Genomic DNA, 16,207 nt, shown 5'->3' on the forward strand with positions numbered 1-16,207 from the left:
GAACCCCCGTGAGCTGACCGGACGGGGGCGACGGGGAGTGACGAGGAGCCTCTCAGGACCCGCGTACGACGAGGTGGGGGCACAACAGCGCCATGGCACAGGGCACGGTCCAGGTGACGCACACCGGCACGTCTCGGTGGCGACGCCGCACGGGTGAGTACGCATCGCTCGCCGCCGCCCTGGAGGCCGCGGGCGACGGTGATGTGCTCACCGTCGCGCCCGGTACGTACCGGGAGAACCTCGTCGTCCAACGGACGGTGACCCTGCGTGGCCCGGAGGGCTCCCCCGGTTCCGTGCGCATCGCGCCCGTCGACGGTGTGCCGCTCACGGTACGCGCGTCCGCCGTCGTCCAGGACCTGCTCGTGGAAGGCCAGGACGCGGCGGCGCCCGCGCTGCTCGTCGAGGAGGGCGCGCCGGAGCTCACGGACATCCGGATCGTCACACGTTCCGCGGCCGGGATCGAGGTGCGCGGCGGTGCGCGTCCGACCGTACGGCGCTGCACGGTCGACAATCCGGCGGGTGTCGGCATCGCCGTACTGGACGGCGGGGGCGGGGTGTTCGAGGACTGCGAGGTCGTGGCGGCCGGCCAGTCCGGCATCGCCGTACGCGGCGCCGCCCACCCGCGCCTGGAGCGCTGCCGGGTGCACCACGCCTCGGGGGCGGGCCTGTCGGTGACCGGTGAGCATTCCGCGCTGGAGGCCGTCGGCTGCGAGGTGTACGAGGTCAGGGGCAGCGGCGTCCAGGTCACCGCGCGGGCGACGGCGCATCTCACCGACTGCGTGGTGCACCGGACCACGGCGGACGGTGTCACGCTCGACACGGACGCCGTGCTGACGCTCGCCGACTGCCGGATCCACGACATCCCGGAGAACGCGGTCGATCTGCGCTCCCGCTCGGTCCTCACGATGACCCGTTCCACGGTGCGGCAGTTCGGGCGCAACGGCCTTTCGGTGTGGGACCCCGGCACCCGCGTGGACGCCAACCAGTGCGAGATCCATGACAGTACGGGCGACTACCCCGCGGTCTGGGTCAGCGACGGCGCGACCGTCGTGCTCGACTCGTGCCGGGTACACGACGTGCCGGACGCCCTCTTCGTGCTCGACCGCGGCTCGCGTGCCGATGTCGTCGACAGCGATCTGTGGCAGGTGCGCAACACCGCGGTGTCGGTGAGCGACGGCGCCACCGCACAGCTCGACGACTGCCGGATCCGGGACGCCGCGACGGGCGCCTGGTTCCGGGACCACGGCAGCGGCGGCACGTTGTCGGGCTGCACCATCGACGGTGCGCAGACGGGTGTGATCGTGACCAAGGGCGCCGACCCCACCGTCGAGCGCTGCACGGTCGACTCGCCCGCGGAGGCCGGTTTCTATGTGTCGGCCGGGGGCCGCGGCAGCTTCCACGGCTGCCGGGTCACGGGCAGCGGGGGTTACGGCTTCCATGTGATCGACGGCTGCCGTACGACGCTCAGGAAGTGCCGTACGGAGCGCTGCGCGCGCGGGGGTTACGAGTTCGCGGACGCGGGTGGCGACCAGGCGTCCGGCAGCGGGCCCATCGTCGAGGACTGCACGAGCGACGAGAGCGCCGGGGTGCGGCCTCCGGCAGCGGAGACGGCCGTAGCGACGACGAGCCAGTCCCCCGGTCTGCTGGGCGCCATCCCGGGCCAGCGCACGACCGAGCAGGAGCCGCTCGTCACCGCCCAGACGCCCGCGCAGCCCGAACAGCCCGCACGCACGTCGAAGGCCGTGCTCGGTGAACTCGACGCGCTGGTGGGCCTCGACAGCGTCAAGCGTGAGGTGCGGGCCCTCACCGACATGATCGAGGTGGGCCGCCGCCGTCAGCAGGCGGGCCTCAAGGCGGCCTCCGTGCGGCGCCATCTGGTCTTCACCGGCTCCCCCGGCACGGGCAAGACGACCGTCGCCCGGCTGTACGGCGAGATCCTGGCCTCGCTCGGCGTCCTGGAGAAGGGCCATCTCGTCGAGGTGTCCCGGGTCGATCTGGTCGGCGAGCACATCGGCTCCACGGCCATCCGTACGCAGGAGGCCTTCGACAAGGCGCGCGGCGGCGTGCTGTTCATCGACGAGGCGTACGCGCTGTCGCCGGAGGACTCGGGACGCGACTTCGGGCGCGAGGCCATTGACACGCTCGTGAAGCTGATGGAGGACCACCGGGAGGCGGTGGTGGTGATCGTCGCGGGATACACGGCCGAGATGGAGCGCTTCCTTCGCGTCAATCCCGGGGTGGCATCCCGCTTTTCACGGACGATCACCTTCAGTGACTATGTTCCCGAGGAGCTGCTGCGGATCGTGGAGCAGCAGGCCGAGGAGCACGAGTACCGGTTGGCGCCGGGCGCGGGCGAGGCGCTGCTGAAGTACTTCACGGCGATCCCGAAGGGGCCCGCGTTCGGCAACGGCCGCACCGCGCGGCAGACGTTCGAGGCGATGGTGGAGCGGCATGCGGGGCGGGTCGCCCAGTTCGCCGAGCCGAGCACGGACGACCTCACCCTGCTTTACGCCGAGGACCTGCCCGAGTTGCCCTGAGGCGCACCGTCCGCGCCCTGACCGGGCTGCGGCTCGTCGCCGGGCGGCGTGTCCGGATCAGGCTTATGAGGTCCTGGGGACCCGCCTTCCGGGCGCGGTCCCGGCACATCCGGCCTGAGCCGCGTGAGCAGCCGCTGCCGCTCCTCGGCGAACGCCGGGTCCGCCTGGTAGTCGGAGTGCCCGAGGATGGGCGCGGGCAGCGGGTGCTCCGCGGTGCGGCCGTATGCGAGGGGGTCCTTGAGCGGCTCGCGGTCGACCTTCGGGCCGCAGTCGCCGGGCAGCCGGACGGGGCCGCCGATGGGGTCGGTGGCCCGGTGGAGATTGCGCCAGCAGTCGATCTCGCGGTGCAGGCCGCTGAGCGCGTCGGGACCGAAGTGGGCCGGGAACCAGCGCCCGTAGAGCCGCTCCAGGGGTGAGCCGTAGGTCAGCAGCGCGACTCGCTTGCGGACCGACGGGGTGAGCTGCCAGGCCGCGGCGGCGGCGAGGACGCTGCCCTGGGAGTGCCCGGAGATGACGAGCCGTCCGCCAGTGGTGCGCGTCCAGGTGGCCATGCGCCAGGTCAGGTCGGGCACGGCGCGCTCGGCGTAGCAAGGGGGTGCGAAGGGATGCGCCGCGCGCGGCCAGAAGGTACCGACGTCCCACAGGATGCCGATGGTGCGCCGGGCCGAGGGGTCCTTGTAGGCACGGCGGCCCCAGGTGACGAACAGTATGAAGCCGACGCCGATCAGCCAGGAGCCGAGCGCCTGCGCGGTCTCGGCCGCGCCCTCCACGAAGGCGTACGTCCCTTGCGCGGCCTCGCCCGGTACTTCGTCGGCCGTCATGGCGCCCACGAGGGCCACGATGCCCAACAGGAGCGTCACCGTGGAGGTGATGCCGATGATGCGGGGGGCCCGGTCGGTGAGCGAGGCCATCGCGCGTGTGCGCGCGATGCGCCGGGTGCGCTCGGTGTCCTTGGGTTCCGAGGCGTAGTCCTGTTCCACCTCGCTCATCGCGGCGCGGCGCAGTTGCACCGTGCGCCGGGCCAGCCAGGCGAAGAGCACCAGGAGGACGACGAGGAGGGGCGGGATGACGGACGCCTGCCAGGTCAGGAACACCGGCGGGCCCTTGATCGAGCCTCCGGTGCCGTCGAGCCAGTCGGCGACGCGCTGAGCCACGCCACCGGAGAACACGCCGCCGAGCGCGCAGGCCAGCATGGCGACGGCGGGCCCGGCCAGTCCGCGCATCGCGGTGCGGGTGTCGGGGTGGGCGCGGTAGAGGAGGTGGGCGACCACGCCGATCGCGATCACGAGCAGGCCCTGGACGAGGACGATGCCGCCGAAGGTTGCGTCGCCCGGCAGCCGCTCGACCGATCGCCACTGAGGACGCGACCAGCCCGCGTACACGACGGTGAGGGCGAGCAGGAGCAGCGAGCCGATGGGCAGCCAACGCACCAGGGCCTCGTCGAGCTGCCGGTCGAGTCGGCGCTCGCTGCGGCCCCTGCGGCAGACGACCCACACCACAACGACCGCACCCACCATGAGGGTTGCGTTCAGGAGCCAGCCCAGCGCCTCCAGGACGACCGGCCCGCCGTCCCCGCGGTCGTGACGGGCGGCGGAGGTGCCGACGCCGGCGGTGACCGTCAGCAGGCCCGCGGCGGTGTGGGCGGCGCGCAGCCGGGCCACCAGGCGGCGCCCGTACCAGAAGCCGGGACGGCCCAGGCCCAGGCGGCTGGTGTCTTCGTCCAGGTCGGCCCCGTCGGTCATCGGCTGCTGGGACTCGTACGCGCTCCAGGTGCGGTGGGAGAGGTACCACAACAGGCCGGTGAGGGCGGCCGGCACCAGGGAGGCGAGGGCGAGGCGGCGGCCGGGCTGGCTCCACCAGCCGTCGCCGGACTCGACGGGCGCCAGGAAGCCCAGCCAGGAGTGGTCCGCGGCGCACGCGCGCGTGCCCGCGCACTGCCAGGCGGCCAGGTCGAGGGCCACCTCGCAGGCGGCGGCGACCAGCAGCACCGTGAGGGTGAGGCTCACCAGCCGGACGAGCAGGCCGTAGAGGCGTACCGTCCGCGTCCGGTTGTCGCTCACCGTGGGCCGCATCCAGTGGGCGAGATTGACCACCATGAACGGAAGGAGCAGCAGCCACAAAGCACGGGCGCCGTTTCCGGAGGTGAGGTTGCACCATACGTACGCCTCGGGCACCGGTTTGCCGCGGTAGTCGTCCGGCCGCTTCTCCGCGTCGGCGTCGTCGATACGGCGAAAGACGGCGGCCGTCTCGTCGCCGGTGATCCGCACGGTGCGCGGATCGTTCAGCATCTCCTCGGGCGTGGTGCCGCCCACGCCGTGGACCAGAAGTTCAAGTGCGGTGTCGGCCGTTTCGGGCCGCCGCTCGGGGCTGGTCGCCGGTCCCGTCGAGGCACGCTCCTGTGAACGCTCCACTGTCTTCGCTTCCCCCGTGATGCCTTGTGGGCATGTGTCATGTGCAGGTACAAGAATCCCGGCTCCGGGGCCGGTACGCACCCCTGGTCACCGAATCTCCCCGATCCGTGTGACAGTGACGGCCCTGCGTTGCCCGCGTGACGTGTGCGCGTGGGTACAGGCAGTGGCGCAGGCGGTGGTCACCCATGCGAGGATGAGACGTCCTTGGGGCCTCAGGCGGGGAGAATGTCCTCGTCGGAGGGGGTCGGTGGGGCCGGAGGGGGTTCGAGACAGTGTCGGGCAGGACGAGGCGAAGGGACCGGAGCGGGCGTGAGTGAGAATCAGAACCTCCTCGCGGAGCAGCGCCGCGCTCTGATCCTCGACGAGGTCCGGCGGCGCGGCGGCGTCCGCGTCAACGAACTCACCAGGAAGCTCGGCGTCTCCGACATGACGGTCCGCCGCGATCTGGACGCGCTGTCCCGGCAGGGCGTGGTGGAGAAGGTGCACGGCGGCGCGGTCCCGGTGGTCGAGGCGAGCACCCACGAGCCGGGCTTCGAGGCCAAGTCGGGACTGGAGCTGACCGCCAAGGAGGACATCGCGCGGGCCGCTGCGAGCCTGGTCGCGCCGGGCACGGCGATCGCCCTGTCGGGCGGCACGACGACGTACGCGCTCGCCCATCAGCTCCTCGATGTGCCGGACCTGACCGTGGTGACCAACTCGGTACGCGTGGCCGACGTCTTCCACGCGGCGCAGCGCACCTCCGGGCAGCGGCAGGGTGCGGCCACGGTCGTACTGACGGGTGGTGTGCGTACGCCCTCGGACTCGCTCGTGGGACCGGTCGCCGACCAGGCGATCGGGGCGCTGCACTTCGATGTGCTGTTCCTGGGTGTGCACGGCATCTCGGTCGAGGCGGGCCTGTCGACGCCGAACCTGGCGGAGGCCGAGACGAACCGGCGGCTCGTGCAGTCCGCGCGGCGTGTCGTCGTGGTCGCGGACCACACCAAGTGGGGCACGGTGGGGCTGAGTTCGTTCGCCGCGCTGGAGCAAGTCGACACGCTGGTCACGGACGCCGGGCTGCCCGCCGAGGCACGCGCGGAGGTCTCCGAGCATCTGCGGCGCCTGGTGGTGGCGGGCGAGCCCGAGGAGGGTACAGACATCTGACGGGCCGCCAGTTATCGTGACCGTGCGCCCGTGTTCCACCATTTCACCTCGGGTTTGACACTGTCCGGATTCCGTTCCCGCGAGGGGGTTTTCGTACGTGGCTCGCCAACTGCGCCCGGTGGGGCTCGACTTCGTCCAGGCCGCTCCTGTGCGTCTGGTGTTCGCGAGAGCGGTGAGTGCGCCTCCGGAGGCGGTGTTCCGCGCGCTGGCCGAGGACGTGGCGGGCTGGCCGGAGTGGTTCTCGGCGGTGACGCTGGCCCGGTCGACCGAGGGCGGCGCCGGGCGGCAGATCCGGCTCAAGGGCGGTACGCGCTTCCAGGAGACGGTGCTCGCGGCCGAACCCGCCGAGGTGTACACGTACCGCGTCGACGAGACGAACGCCCCCGGGGTCCGTGCCCTCGTCGAGGAGTGGCGGCTGACCCCGAACGGGACGGGTACGCGGGTGCAGTGGACCTGGGCCGCCGACGGGACCGCGGCGTTCCGCTTCGCCATGAAGCTGGGGCGGCCGGGCCTGGGGCGCGCGTTCCGGAACGCGGTGGCGAAGCTGGACCGGCGGCTTGCCTCAACGTCTGCATGAGGGGGCGTACGCGCGCGTGCACCCCGAAAAGCGCCTGGACAGCCCCTAGTCCGGCCACACCCCCGTAGCCAGCAATGACTCGATCGCCTTCGCGTACGGCGCGATGTCCAGGCCCTGCCCGGCCAGCCACTCGTCCGAGTAGTACTTGTCCAGGTAGCGGTCCCCGGGGTCGCACAGCAGCGTGACGACGCTTCCCGTGCGGCCCGTGGCCGCCATCTCGGCGACGATCTTCAGGGCGCCCCACAGACCGGTGCCGGTCGAGCCGCCTGCCTTACGTCCGATGGACTGTTCCAGTGCGCGTACGGCGGCCACGGTCGCCGCGTCCGGTACCTTCATCATCCGGTCGACGGCGCCCGGTACGAAGCTCGGCTCCATGCGCGGCCGGCCGATGCCCTCGATGCGTGAACCGCAGTCGGTGGTGACGTCCGCGTTGCCCGTCGTCCAGCCCTCGAAGAAGCAGGAGTTCTCCGGATCGGCCACGCAGATACGGGTGTCGTACTGCATGTAGTGCACATAGCGCGCGAGGGTCGCCGACGTACCGCCGGTGCCGGCCGTGGCGACGATCCACGCGGGCTCGGGGTAGCGCTCCAACTTCAGCTGACGGAAGATCGATTCGGCGATGTTGTTGTTGCCGCGCCAGTCCGTGGCCCGTTCCGCGTAGGTGAACTGGTCCATGTAGTGGCCGCCGGTCTCGGCCGCGAGGGCGGCGGACTCCTCGTACATCTTGCGTGGGTCGTCCACGAAGTGGCACTGCCCACCGTGGAATTCGATCAGTCGGCACTTCTCGGCGCTGGTCGTGCGTGGCATGACCGCGATGAAGGGGACCCCGATCAGCTTCGCGAAGTACGCCTCGGAGACAGCCGTGGAGCCGCTGGACGCCTCGATGACGGGTCGGCCGCGCCGGATCCAGCCATTGCACAGGCCGTACAGGAACAGCGAGCGGGCCAGGCGGTGCTTGAGGCTGCCCGTGATGTGGGTGGACTCGTCCTTGAGGTACAGGTCGATGCCCCACGCCTCGGGCAGCGGGAAGCGCAGCAGGTGGGTGTCGGCGGAGCGGTTGGCGTCGGCCTGAACCTTGCGTACGGCTTCCTTGAGCCAGCGCCGGTACTCCGTGTCGCTGTGGTCGACGTCGAGTGTGGCCATCGGCTCGTGGGTGCGGGCCTGCTGTGGGGTTATCACGGCCGGGCTCCTTAAGGGTGGGCCGACGCCGGTTCGGCGGGTCGGACGCCTCGATCATAGACAGCTTCCGCACGCTTCCCATCTGCATAAACATACCTTTGAGCACCTCAAAGGAATCACTGGCACAACAGCGGTGGGGGCGCATCCGCCCGAGTGCGCCGGACCGTGCGCCTGACGCCCGCGTGCGCACTGGTGCTCGACGCGGGGGACGTGCAGACTGCACCGCACGGGACGGCGAACCCGACGCATGAGCACGAGACGGCGATCCCGAGCGCGACGCACACTGGATCAGGACCGGAGCACAGCCGTAGCGCACAAGGGGGCGGAGCATCATGGCGGAGCCGGAGTTCACGGCCACGGGCGTGCGGATCGGGAAGAGGCTGCGTTCGCTCACCCGGGCCGGACAGGTCCGGATCAGCGACGGCAGGCTGGAGTTGCTCACCAGTTACGGCAGCGAGATCGACAGCGCGCCGGTGCAGGCGGTCCGCGCGTCGAAGCCGTGGTTCGCCCATGACGACCGCGCACTGGCGGACGTCAACGGCACCCGCTACACGCTCACCCTGGGCGAACACGACCCCGCTCCCGGGGAGCCCGGAGCGCCCGCCGCCCGCCGGTTCATCGAGGCGGTGCGCAGTGCGGCGGGGCGCGGTCACTGAGAGTGCCACGAGTTGCAGGACCCCATCCCCTGAGTCACGCTGATCCCACATCACTCTGGGTTTACCGGTGATAACACTGTGAAGCAGCGTGCGCCGGTCATGAACAGCAGGCGGCCGTTGCACGCAGGCACCCTGCTGGATCCGTACTCGTCTTCTTCCGGACCTCAATTCGGGGAGTCGCAGCCGTGATCAGTCAGCCAAGCAGGCACTGCACGGTGGAGCTCCAAGCCCTGCCGTCGCGGATCGGCCAGGTCCGCAGGATCGTCTCGGCGCAATTGCGCTACTGGCATCTCGACCCCTTGATAGACCGGGCCGCGCTCGGTGTGACCGAGCTGTTGACCAACGTTCACCGGCACGCCGAGCCCGACAAGCTGTGCACCGTGGAGATCGAGCTGCTGCTCGACCGGCTCACGGTCTCGGTGCGTGACCACGATCCCCGACTTCCCGAGGTACGGGACGCCGACGTCACCGCCACCTGCGGTCGCGGCCTCGCGATGGTCGCCGCGTTGAGCGAGAGCTGGGGGGTTCGGCCGGACGGCGAGTCGGGCAAGGTCGTGTGGTTCACGCTCGCGGCGCCCTGCCCCGCGGTGGAACTGCCCGCCTGTCCGTCGCACCGGGCAGCCGCGGAGACTGCGTCTGCTGTGTCCCGCAGCTTCGCGGAGGTGGAGCACGCGGAGGGCGGGGTCAGGTCCGGGCACGCTCCCGCCCGGTCGGCCGTTGCCGGCTGACCGGGCGGTGACCAGGACGTCACTCCTCATTCGGTCGCGATGGCACGCAGCACATCCAGGCGTGCGGCCCGCCGGGCCGGGCGCAGGCCCGCGAGGGCTCCGGCTGCGAGGCCCACGAGCGCCACCAGGGCGAGCTGGGTGGGCGGCAGGGAGAAGGCGAAGGCACTGTCGCTGGCGCCGTCGGACGCCTTGACGAGTACCCAGCCGAGGAAGCCGCCGAGGACGAGTCCGCCCACTGTGCCGAACGCGGCGACCAGGACCGATTCCCAGCGGACCATGGCGCGCAGCTGCGCCCGGGTCTGCCCGACCGCCCTCAACAGGCCCAGTTCGCGGGTGCGTTCGTGGATCGCGAGGGTCAGCGTGTTGGCGATGCCGAGCAGCGCGATCAGCACCGCGAGCGCGAGCAGTGCGTAGACCAGGGTGAGCATCATGTCGATGCCTCCGGCCGAGGACTGTGCGTACTCGTCGCGGGTCTGCACCTCGGGGTTGCCGTACGCCGCCGCGACCTGCTCGACCGCCGCCTTACCGTCGGCCGCGCTCACGCCGTCCTTGAAGGAGACGGCGACGAGGGTGTCGGAGTCCTGGGTGCGGTGTGGGGCCCAGGCCTCGCGGGTGATGACGTAGTCGCCCGCGAGTTCCGACTGACCGTAGAGCGCGCGGACCGTGAAGGTCTCCTTATTGCCGTCGGTGAAGGCGAGTTGGGCCGTGTCGCCGGTCTTGAGGCCCTGCTCGTCTGCCTCGTTTTCGGTGATGGCGATACCGTCCGTGCCGAGGTTCCGCATCGAGCCCTGGACCGTGCCGAGGTCGAAGGTTCGCTCCAGCGCGGCCGGGTCGGTGACCGTCAACGCGCGCCCCTTGCCGTCGACTTCAGCCACGCCGCGGCCCAGACCGACCGCCGTGTCCACCTCGGGCCGCTCCCCTATGGCGTCCGCGAGCCGTGGGCTCAGTCCGCTGCCGCCCGCACCGAACGACGGGGTACTGACGGCGACATCGCCCGCGAAGGACCGCGACACCGTCTGGTCCATGGTGGCCTTCAGCGAGGCTCCGAACACCGTGAACAGCGAGACGACGGCCACGCCGATCATCAGCGCGCTCGCGGTGGCGGCGGTCCGCTTCGGGCTGCGCAGGGCGTTGCGCCGGGCCAGCCCGCCGGTGACACCGCGCAGCCGGTCGAGCGGGCTGCCGAGGACACGTACGGCCGTGGTGGAGGCGACCGGACCGAGTACCACGAAGGCGGCGAGCGCCAGGAGGGCACCGGAGCCCGCGAGCCACAGGGACGGGCTCACGAACACCCCGGTCAGCGCGACCGCGACGGCCAGCGCGCCGAGTCCGCCGCCCACGACGGCGCGGGGGCGGGACGCGCCGGACTGGTCGACGGCCGTCTCCCGCAGTGCGGCGAGCGGTGCGGTGCGTCCGGCGCGGACGGCGGGCAGCAGCGCGGAGCCGAGGCAGACCACGATGCCGACCACCAGCGGCAGCAGCATCGACAGGCCGCTGATCACCAAGTCGCCGTCCGGGAACGGGAATCCGATCGCCGGGAACAGCGCCTGCAGCCCGGCCGCGATACCGATACCGCCCACGAGCCCCGCCGCGGACGCCACCACGGCGACGGCACTCGCCTCGACGAGTGTCGAGACGGTGACCTGCCTGCGCGAGGCGCCAAGTGCACGCAACAGGGCGTTTTCCCGGGTGCGCTGGGCCACGACGATCGCGAAGGTGTTGTGGATGGAGAAGGTCGCGACCAGCAGCGCCACGCCCGAGAACACCAGCAGGAAGGTGGTGAACAGGCTCAGGAACTGGCCGGAGATCATGTCCGTGTTCTCCGCGGCCGACTCCTGACCGGTGATCGCCTCAATTCCCTTGGGCAGTACGGGAGTCAGAGCGTCCACCAGCTCCTGCTGACTGGTGCCGGGACCGGCCCGCACCTGGATGGTCGCGGCTTCGCCGGGCTTCGCGGTGAGGTACTTCTCGGCGTCGGCCTGCGTCATACCGGTGAAGGTCACCTGAGCCATGCCGTCCTCGCCGCCGAAGGTCGCGAGACCGACGATCGTCACCTTGACCGGGTCGGGCGTACGCAAGGTCGTGGTGTCGCCGATCTTCAGGTCGCCCCGCTCGGCGGTGCCGCGGTTGACGACGACCTCGCCGGACTTCGACGGGGTGCGTCCTTCGGCGAGTTGGTACGGGTTGAGCTTCGGGTCGTCGATCCAGTTGCCGGCGAGCGTGGGCGGGCCTGCGCCGCCGATGGGGTCGCCGTCGGCGCCGATGAGCTGGCCCGCGCCCTCGATGTTGGGCACGGCGGCGGCGACGCCGGGCGTGTCCTCGATCCTCTGCACCAGGCCGGTGTCGACGGGCTGTCGTACGCCCTGGCTCTCGCCCGGCGTGGTGATGGTGTCGGCGCTGCGGACGACGGCGTCGGTGCCGCTCGTCGCGTTGCCGAACATCGTGTCGAAGCTGGCGCGCAGGGTGTCGCCCATGACGAGGGTGCCGGCCAGGAAGGCGACTCCGAGGAGCACCGCCAGGAACGTACCGGCGAAGCGCCGTTTGTGGGCGCGCAGGGACGACACGCTGATGCGCACGGACGCGTTCATGACGGCACCTCGAAGGCTTTCATGCGATCCAGGACCTTGTCGGCGGTCGGGGAGGTCATACGGTCGACCAGGCGCCCGTCCGCGAGAAACACGACCTCGTCGGCGTGGGCGGCGGCCACGGGGTCGTGGGTGACCATGACGACCGTGCGGGCCGTCTGACGCACCGTGCGGCCGAGGAGGCCGAGGACCTCCTCGCCGGAGCGGGAGTCCAGGTTGCCGGTCGGCTCGTCGGCGAAGACGACGTCCGGCCGGCCGGCGAACGCCCGGGCCACGGCAACGCGTTGCTGCTGGCCGCCGGAGAGCTCGGAGGGCCGGTGGTGCAGCCGGCCGCGCAGGCCGACGACGTCGATCAGCGCGTCGATCCATTCCTTGTCGCGGATGTCGCCCTTGCCGCCCGCAAGGTCCAGCGGCAGCGTGATGTTCTCCGCGACGGTCAGCGTAGGCACCAGGTTGTACGCCTGGAACACGAAGCCGACGCGGTCGCGGCGCAGCAGGGTGAGGCGGCGGTCGTCGAGGGTGCTCAGCTCGGTGTCGCCGATGTGGGCGGTGCCCGAGGTGAGCGTGTCGAGTCCGGCCGCGCAGTGCATCAGGGTCGACTTGCCGGAGCCCGAGGGCCCCATGATCGCGGTGAAGCGGCCGGCCGGAAAGTCGACGCTCACCCCGTCCAGGGCCCTCACGCTGGTGTCGCCGCTGCCGTACACCTTCACGGCGTCGACTACGCGGGCGGCGGTGCGCGTGGTGGTGGTCGTCGTGGTCATGTCGCACCGCCCTTGCCGGTCCGGCCGAACTGCTCGTCCAGGACGGACAACCGGCGCCAGTACTCGTCCTCGTCGATCTCGCCGGAGGCGAAGCGGTGGCCGAGCACGGTGATGGGCGAGTTGTCCTCGGCGGCCGGTCGCCAGGGGCCGCGGCGTCCGCGCCACACCGTGCGGCGCAGCAGTGCGATGCCGCCGCCGATGACCAGTGCCCAGATCACCGGGAAGAACAGGATCCACGGGCCGGGCCCGCCGTCGCCGAAGTGCGCGAGAGTCTGCATGATCGGTCAACTCCTCGGTAGCGATGTGCTGTGCGATGTCCTTGCGTGTCGCTTCCGAGAGTCGTCCCGCAGGGGGTCCCGGGTCGTCGTACGGCCAGCGGCAGTGCGCGTACCTCCGCGGGAGTACGCGGGCTGCTCACCGTTGCTCCTTACGGGGTTCGACTTCTGTAACTACTAGTATGTACAGTACGTGTATGAGCACGTCGGAGCGTTTGATCGAGTCCACCCGGGAGCTGCTGTGGGAGCGCGGTTATGTGGGCACCAGCCCCAAGGCCATCCTGGAGCGCGCGGGTGCCGGGCAGGGCAGCATGTACCACCACTTCAAGGGGAAGCCGGACCTCGCCCTGGCCGCGATCCGGCGGACAGCCGAGGAGATGCGGGCTACCGCCGCGGGAGTACTCGACGGGCCGGGCACGCCGCACGAGCGCATCGAGGCGTATCTACGGCGCGAGCGCGACGTGCTGCGCGGCTGCCCGATAGGGCGGCTCACGATGGACCCCGACGTGATCGCCAGCGACGAGCTGCGCGCGCCGGTCGACGAGACGCTCGACTGGCTGCGGGAACGGCTCGCCGGGATCGTTGAAGAGGGCCAGGAACAGGGCGAGTTCGCGCCCTCGCTGGACGGTGAGGAGATCGCGGCTGCCGTCGTCGCGACCGTCCAGGGCGGTTATGTCCTGGCCCGTGCGTCCGGTTCATCCTCGGCCTTCGACGCGGGTGCACGGGGGCTGCTGTCCCTGCTCGCTCCCGCCAACCCGGAAGACCGTCCCTGAGGAGGCATTCGTTGCACGCCATGCAGTACGCGCTCACCCTGCCCGCCGACTACGACATGGCCATCATCCGCGACCGGGTCGCACGCAAGGGGCACCTGCTCGACGGCTGGGAGGGCCTCGGCTTCAAGACGTACCTGATACGCGAGCGCGACGTGCGCGGGTCGCCGGTCAACCAGTACGCGCCGTTCTACCTGTGGAACACCGCGGCCGGCATGAACTCCTTCCTCTGGGGAGGCCCCTTCCAGGGCATCGTCGACGACTTCGGGCGGCCGTCGGTCCGGCAGTGGACCGGCCTGGCGTACGAGGAGGGTGGCGCCGTCCACTCCCCCGCACGCGTCGCGGTGCTGCGGCGCCAACATCTGACGGACGGCGTGCCGTTGACCGAGATCGCGGAGGAGGCCGTACGCGAGACCGGTCGGCTGGCCGGCGAGGACGGCGCGCTGCTCGCGGCGGCGGCCGTGGACACCAGCCGCTGGGAGCTCGTCCGCTTCTCCCTCTGGGAGCACGACACGCCCAAGGCCGACGGCGACGTGTACGAGGTGCTGCACATGTCGGCGCCGGGACGGGACCGGCTGCCGCAAGCCCTGTAAGTCACCCTTTTCGACAAGGAGAGCCATGCCCTTCGTCCGCATAGACGCCCTCGGAGTCGACCCCGATCGGCTCGATGCCCTAGGTCGTGCCGTGCACGACGCCCTGGTGGAGGCCATCGGGATCCCGCCCGACGACCGGTTCCAGGTCCTGGTCGGCCATGACGGCAGCCGCAGCACATTGCGCTACGACGACGGTTACCTCGGCATCCACCGGGACGACGGCCTCGTGTATGTCACGATCACCCTGCGCTCCGGGCGGACCCCCACGCAGAAGCAGGCGCTGTACCAGCGGATCGCCGAACTCGCCCGGGCCTACGCGGGGACCGAGCCGCGGAACGTGTTCATCAACCTGATCGAGAACGAGCCGATCGACTGGTCGTTCGGCGAAGGGGTGGCACAGTACGCCGTTTCCTCCGCCGCGACCGGACCTTCGTCCTAGACCACGGCGATGTCCACGGACGGCCGGAGTTTGGCCGCCGCAGCCAGCGCCTCGTGCGCCGGGTTCGTGGTGAAGGCGTTCAACAGGGCCTGGTCCGCCGGGTTTTCGGAGGCCGGGAAGGCGATCTGCTCATAGGCCGCCTGGAAGCGCGGGCCCCAGCGGCGGGCGCCCAGGCGGGCCGTGCGGGAGCAGTTGTCGACCATGTACGCGACGTCGCGGGCGTGCATGTACGGCAGCAGTGAGTCGACGGCTTCGATGACCGACTCGTTGACGATTTCTGACCAGGGGTGGCCGCGCTCGGCGAACTCGTCGATCTGGGCTGTCATGGTGGCGATGAACACTCCGGCCGTGAACGGGTCGACGGGCAGGGCGCGTTCGGCTCGCCGGACGCGTGCCTCGTCGCCTGCCGCCCACATGGGCGAGCCGCCGATCTCGGTCATCGGGCGGGTGCCGAGGCGCTGTTCGGCGAGGATCACGCTGCGCAGTTCGGTGCCGTCGGCGACTTCGTCGTAGATCTCGGCGACGAGATCGCGGGCGGGCCCGTATGTCGCCGCGTACGCGCGGTCGAAGGTGTCCCGCCCCGCCGGGTCGAGGTTCTCGCGTACCGCCCGCAGGCCGGAGCGGGAGATGGTGCGGGCGATCGGGCCGGTGACGTTCTCGCAGGACCGTTCGTACGCGGTCACCGGGTCGTCTCCTGCGAGGCGGAAGCGCGCGTACAGGCTCTCGACGATGCCGTGGACGGCGCCGAGCAGGATGGCGCGCTCGCCGACGATGTCGGAGCGGTACTCGCTGTCCAGTGTGGTGCGGAAAGTGTACGGGGAGCCGAGCGCGACCGACCAGCCCAGCGCACGGTCGACGGCGCGCCCGTCGGGGTCGGCGTGCACGGCGAAACTGCTGTTGATTCCGGCGCCGTTGATCTCCGCGCCCTGCCGGTACAGCCGTCGCACCGAGTCGCCCATGCCCTTGGGACAGACGGCGATCACCCCGTGTCCGGCGGGGAACTCGCCGCCGGTTTCCCGGAGATGACCGAGCAGAAAGCCGTGCGACAGGCCGATCGTGGCCCCGGGCTTCAGCGCCGCGAAGAGCTCCCGGTGGTGGGTGGCGAGCGCGGCGTCCGCGATCAGCAGGATCAGCAGATCGCTCTCGGCGGTGACGGCGAGCCAGTCGCCGAGCGTGCCGTCCGCCTCGGTGAACCCGTGCGCGCGGGCGTCGGCGGCCGAGGCGGAACCGGGGCGCAGTCCGACGGCGACGCGGATGTCCGTACCGGCGAGGGAGTCCCTCAAGTTGCCTGCCTGGGCGCGGCCTTGAGGACCCCAGCCGATGACGCCGATGCGGTGGACGCCCGCGAAGGCCTTCGGTAGCAGGGGGAAGAGGTGGCGGCCACCGCGCAGGATCGTCTCGGTGCCGCCGGGGACGGTCATGGTTTCGAGGGGGAAGACGGTGGAGGCATACGTCGAAGTCACGGTCGGGGCCATGGTCGAGTTGTAGGCTCCGCCCGTGTGTTGCGGCAAGCGCAACTTGTGCAGCGGAGTGTTGCGGTAGATGAAAGATGCAGG

At 71.0% G+C, this 16,207-nt stretch carries 14 protein-coding genes; 8 read left to right on the forward strand and 6 right to left on the reverse strand.

All coding sequences use genetic code 11. The annotated features are described in order from the left end of the window. Window positions 1-92 precede the first annotated feature (92 nt). Entirely contained in the window at window positions 93-2,537 is a 2,445-nt protein-coding gene (locus tag ACYVO6_RS18985; RefSeq protein WP_461062572.1) for a right-handed parallel beta-helix repeat-containing protein, read from the forward strand. Here the strand turns inward: ACYVO6_RS18985 and ACYVO6_RS18990 are convergent. Next, window positions 2,507-4,948: a hypothetical protein gene (locus ACYVO6_RS18990; RefSeq protein WP_461062573.1), complete on the reverse strand. Its 2,442-nt coding sequence runs from the start codon at window positions 4,946-4,948 to the stop codon at window positions 2,507-2,509. The two genes, ACYVO6_RS18985 and ACYVO6_RS18990, sit on opposite strands and share 31 nt — an antisense overlap. A gap of 309 nt (window positions 4,949-5,257) precedes the next feature. Here ACYVO6_RS18990 and ACYVO6_RS18995 point away from each other — a divergent pair, with 309 nt between their 5' ends. Together ACYVO6_RS18995 and ACYVO6_RS19000 are read left to right on the forward strand one after the other, a co-directional pair. Next, complete coding sequence (locus ACYVO6_RS18995) at window positions 5,258-6,088, forward strand: DeoR/GlpR family DNA-binding transcription regulator (RefSeq protein WP_033318559.1); 831 nt, start codon at window positions 5,258-5,260, stop codon at window positions 6,086-6,088. Window positions 6,089-6,185: 97 nt separating this feature from the next. Then, complete coding sequence (locus ACYVO6_RS19000; RefSeq protein WP_461062574.1) at window positions 6,186-6,665, forward strand: SRPBCC family protein; 480 nt, start codon at window positions 6,186-6,188, stop codon at window positions 6,663-6,665. 45 nt (window positions 6,666-6,710) lie between these two features. Here the strand turns inward: ACYVO6_RS19000 and cds1 are convergent, their stop codons facing one another. After that, window positions 6,711-7,808, reverse strand: a complete 1,098-nt coding sequence (gene cds1, locus ACYVO6_RS19005) for an L-cysteine desulfhydrase Cds1 (protein WP_461062991.1) — start codon at window positions 7,806-7,808, stop codon at window positions 6,711-6,713. Window positions 7,809-8,176: 368 nt separating this feature from the next. On the opposite strand from cds1, the gene ACYVO6_RS19010 reads away from it, so the two are divergent. After that, window positions 8,177-8,500: a hypothetical protein gene (locus ACYVO6_RS19010; protein ID WP_461062575.1), complete on the forward strand. Its 324-nt coding sequence runs from the start codon at window positions 8,177-8,179 to the stop codon at window positions 8,498-8,500. Window positions 8,501-8,685: 185 nt separating this feature from the next. Next, entirely contained in the window at window positions 8,686-9,228 is a 543-nt protein-coding gene (locus ACYVO6_RS19015) for an ATP-binding protein (protein WP_461062576.1), read from the forward strand. A gap of 26 nt (window positions 9,229-9,254) precedes the next feature. Here ACYVO6_RS19015 and ACYVO6_RS19020 read toward each other — a convergent pair whose 3' ends face one another. Genes ACYVO6_RS19020 through ACYVO6_RS19030 form a run of 3 tightly spaced genes read right to left on the reverse strand, consistent with a single transcriptional unit; the run spans window position 9,255 to window position 12,852 of the window. Continuing rightward, a complete protein-coding gene (locus ACYVO6_RS19020) occupies window positions 9,255-11,816 on the reverse strand; it encodes an ABC transporter permease (RefSeq protein WP_461062577.1) in 2,562 nt (853 codons plus the stop codon). Continuing rightward, complete coding sequence (locus ACYVO6_RS19025; protein ID WP_461062578.1) at window positions 11,813-12,574, reverse strand: ABC transporter ATP-binding protein; 762 nt, start codon at window positions 12,572-12,574, stop codon at window positions 11,813-11,815. Before ACYVO6_RS19025 ends, ACYVO6_RS19020 begins: the two co-directional genes overlap by 4 nt. Continuing rightward, a complete protein-coding gene (locus ACYVO6_RS19030; protein WP_033318566.1) occupies window positions 12,571-12,852 on the reverse strand; it encodes an SHOCT domain-containing protein in 282 nt (93 codons plus the stop codon). The genes ACYVO6_RS19025 and ACYVO6_RS19030 overlap by 4 nt, the downstream gene beginning before the upstream one ends. 194 nt (window positions 12,853-13,046) lie before the next feature. Between ACYVO6_RS19030 and ACYVO6_RS19035 the strand changes: the two genes are divergently transcribed. From ACYVO6_RS19035 to ACYVO6_RS19045, 3 genes are read left to right on the forward strand one after another with little or no spacing between them, the layout of a single operon-like run. Then, on the forward strand, window positions 13,047-13,622 hold the full coding sequence (locus ACYVO6_RS19035) for a TetR/AcrR family transcriptional regulator (RefSeq protein WP_461062579.1): 576 nt from the start codon (window positions 13,047-13,049) through the stop codon (window positions 13,620-13,622). Between the two features lie 11 nt (window positions 13,623-13,633). Continuing rightward, window positions 13,634-14,212: a DUF4865 family protein gene (locus ACYVO6_RS19040; RefSeq protein WP_461062580.1), complete on the forward strand. Its 579-nt coding sequence runs from the start codon at window positions 13,634-13,636 to the stop codon at window positions 14,210-14,212. A 25-nt stretch (window positions 14,213-14,237) separates the two neighbouring features. Beyond that, the gene (locus ACYVO6_RS19045) at window positions 14,238-14,651 is read left to right on the forward strand and encodes a tautomerase family protein (RefSeq protein ID WP_461062581.1); all 414 of its coding nucleotides are present in this window, start codon (window positions 14,238-14,240) and stop codon (window positions 14,649-14,651) included. Here ACYVO6_RS19045 and ACYVO6_RS19050 read toward each other — a convergent pair. Further along, window positions 14,648-16,126, reverse strand: a complete 1,479-nt coding sequence (locus tag ACYVO6_RS19050; RefSeq protein ID WP_461062582.1) for a ketol-acid reductoisomerase — start codon at window positions 16,124-16,126, stop codon at window positions 14,648-14,650. The two genes, ACYVO6_RS19045 and ACYVO6_RS19050, sit on opposite strands and share 4 nt — an antisense overlap. Window positions 16,127-16,207: the final 81 nt, after the last annotated feature.

It is taken from the genome of Streptomyces pseudoechinosporeus (assembly GCF_054783935.1).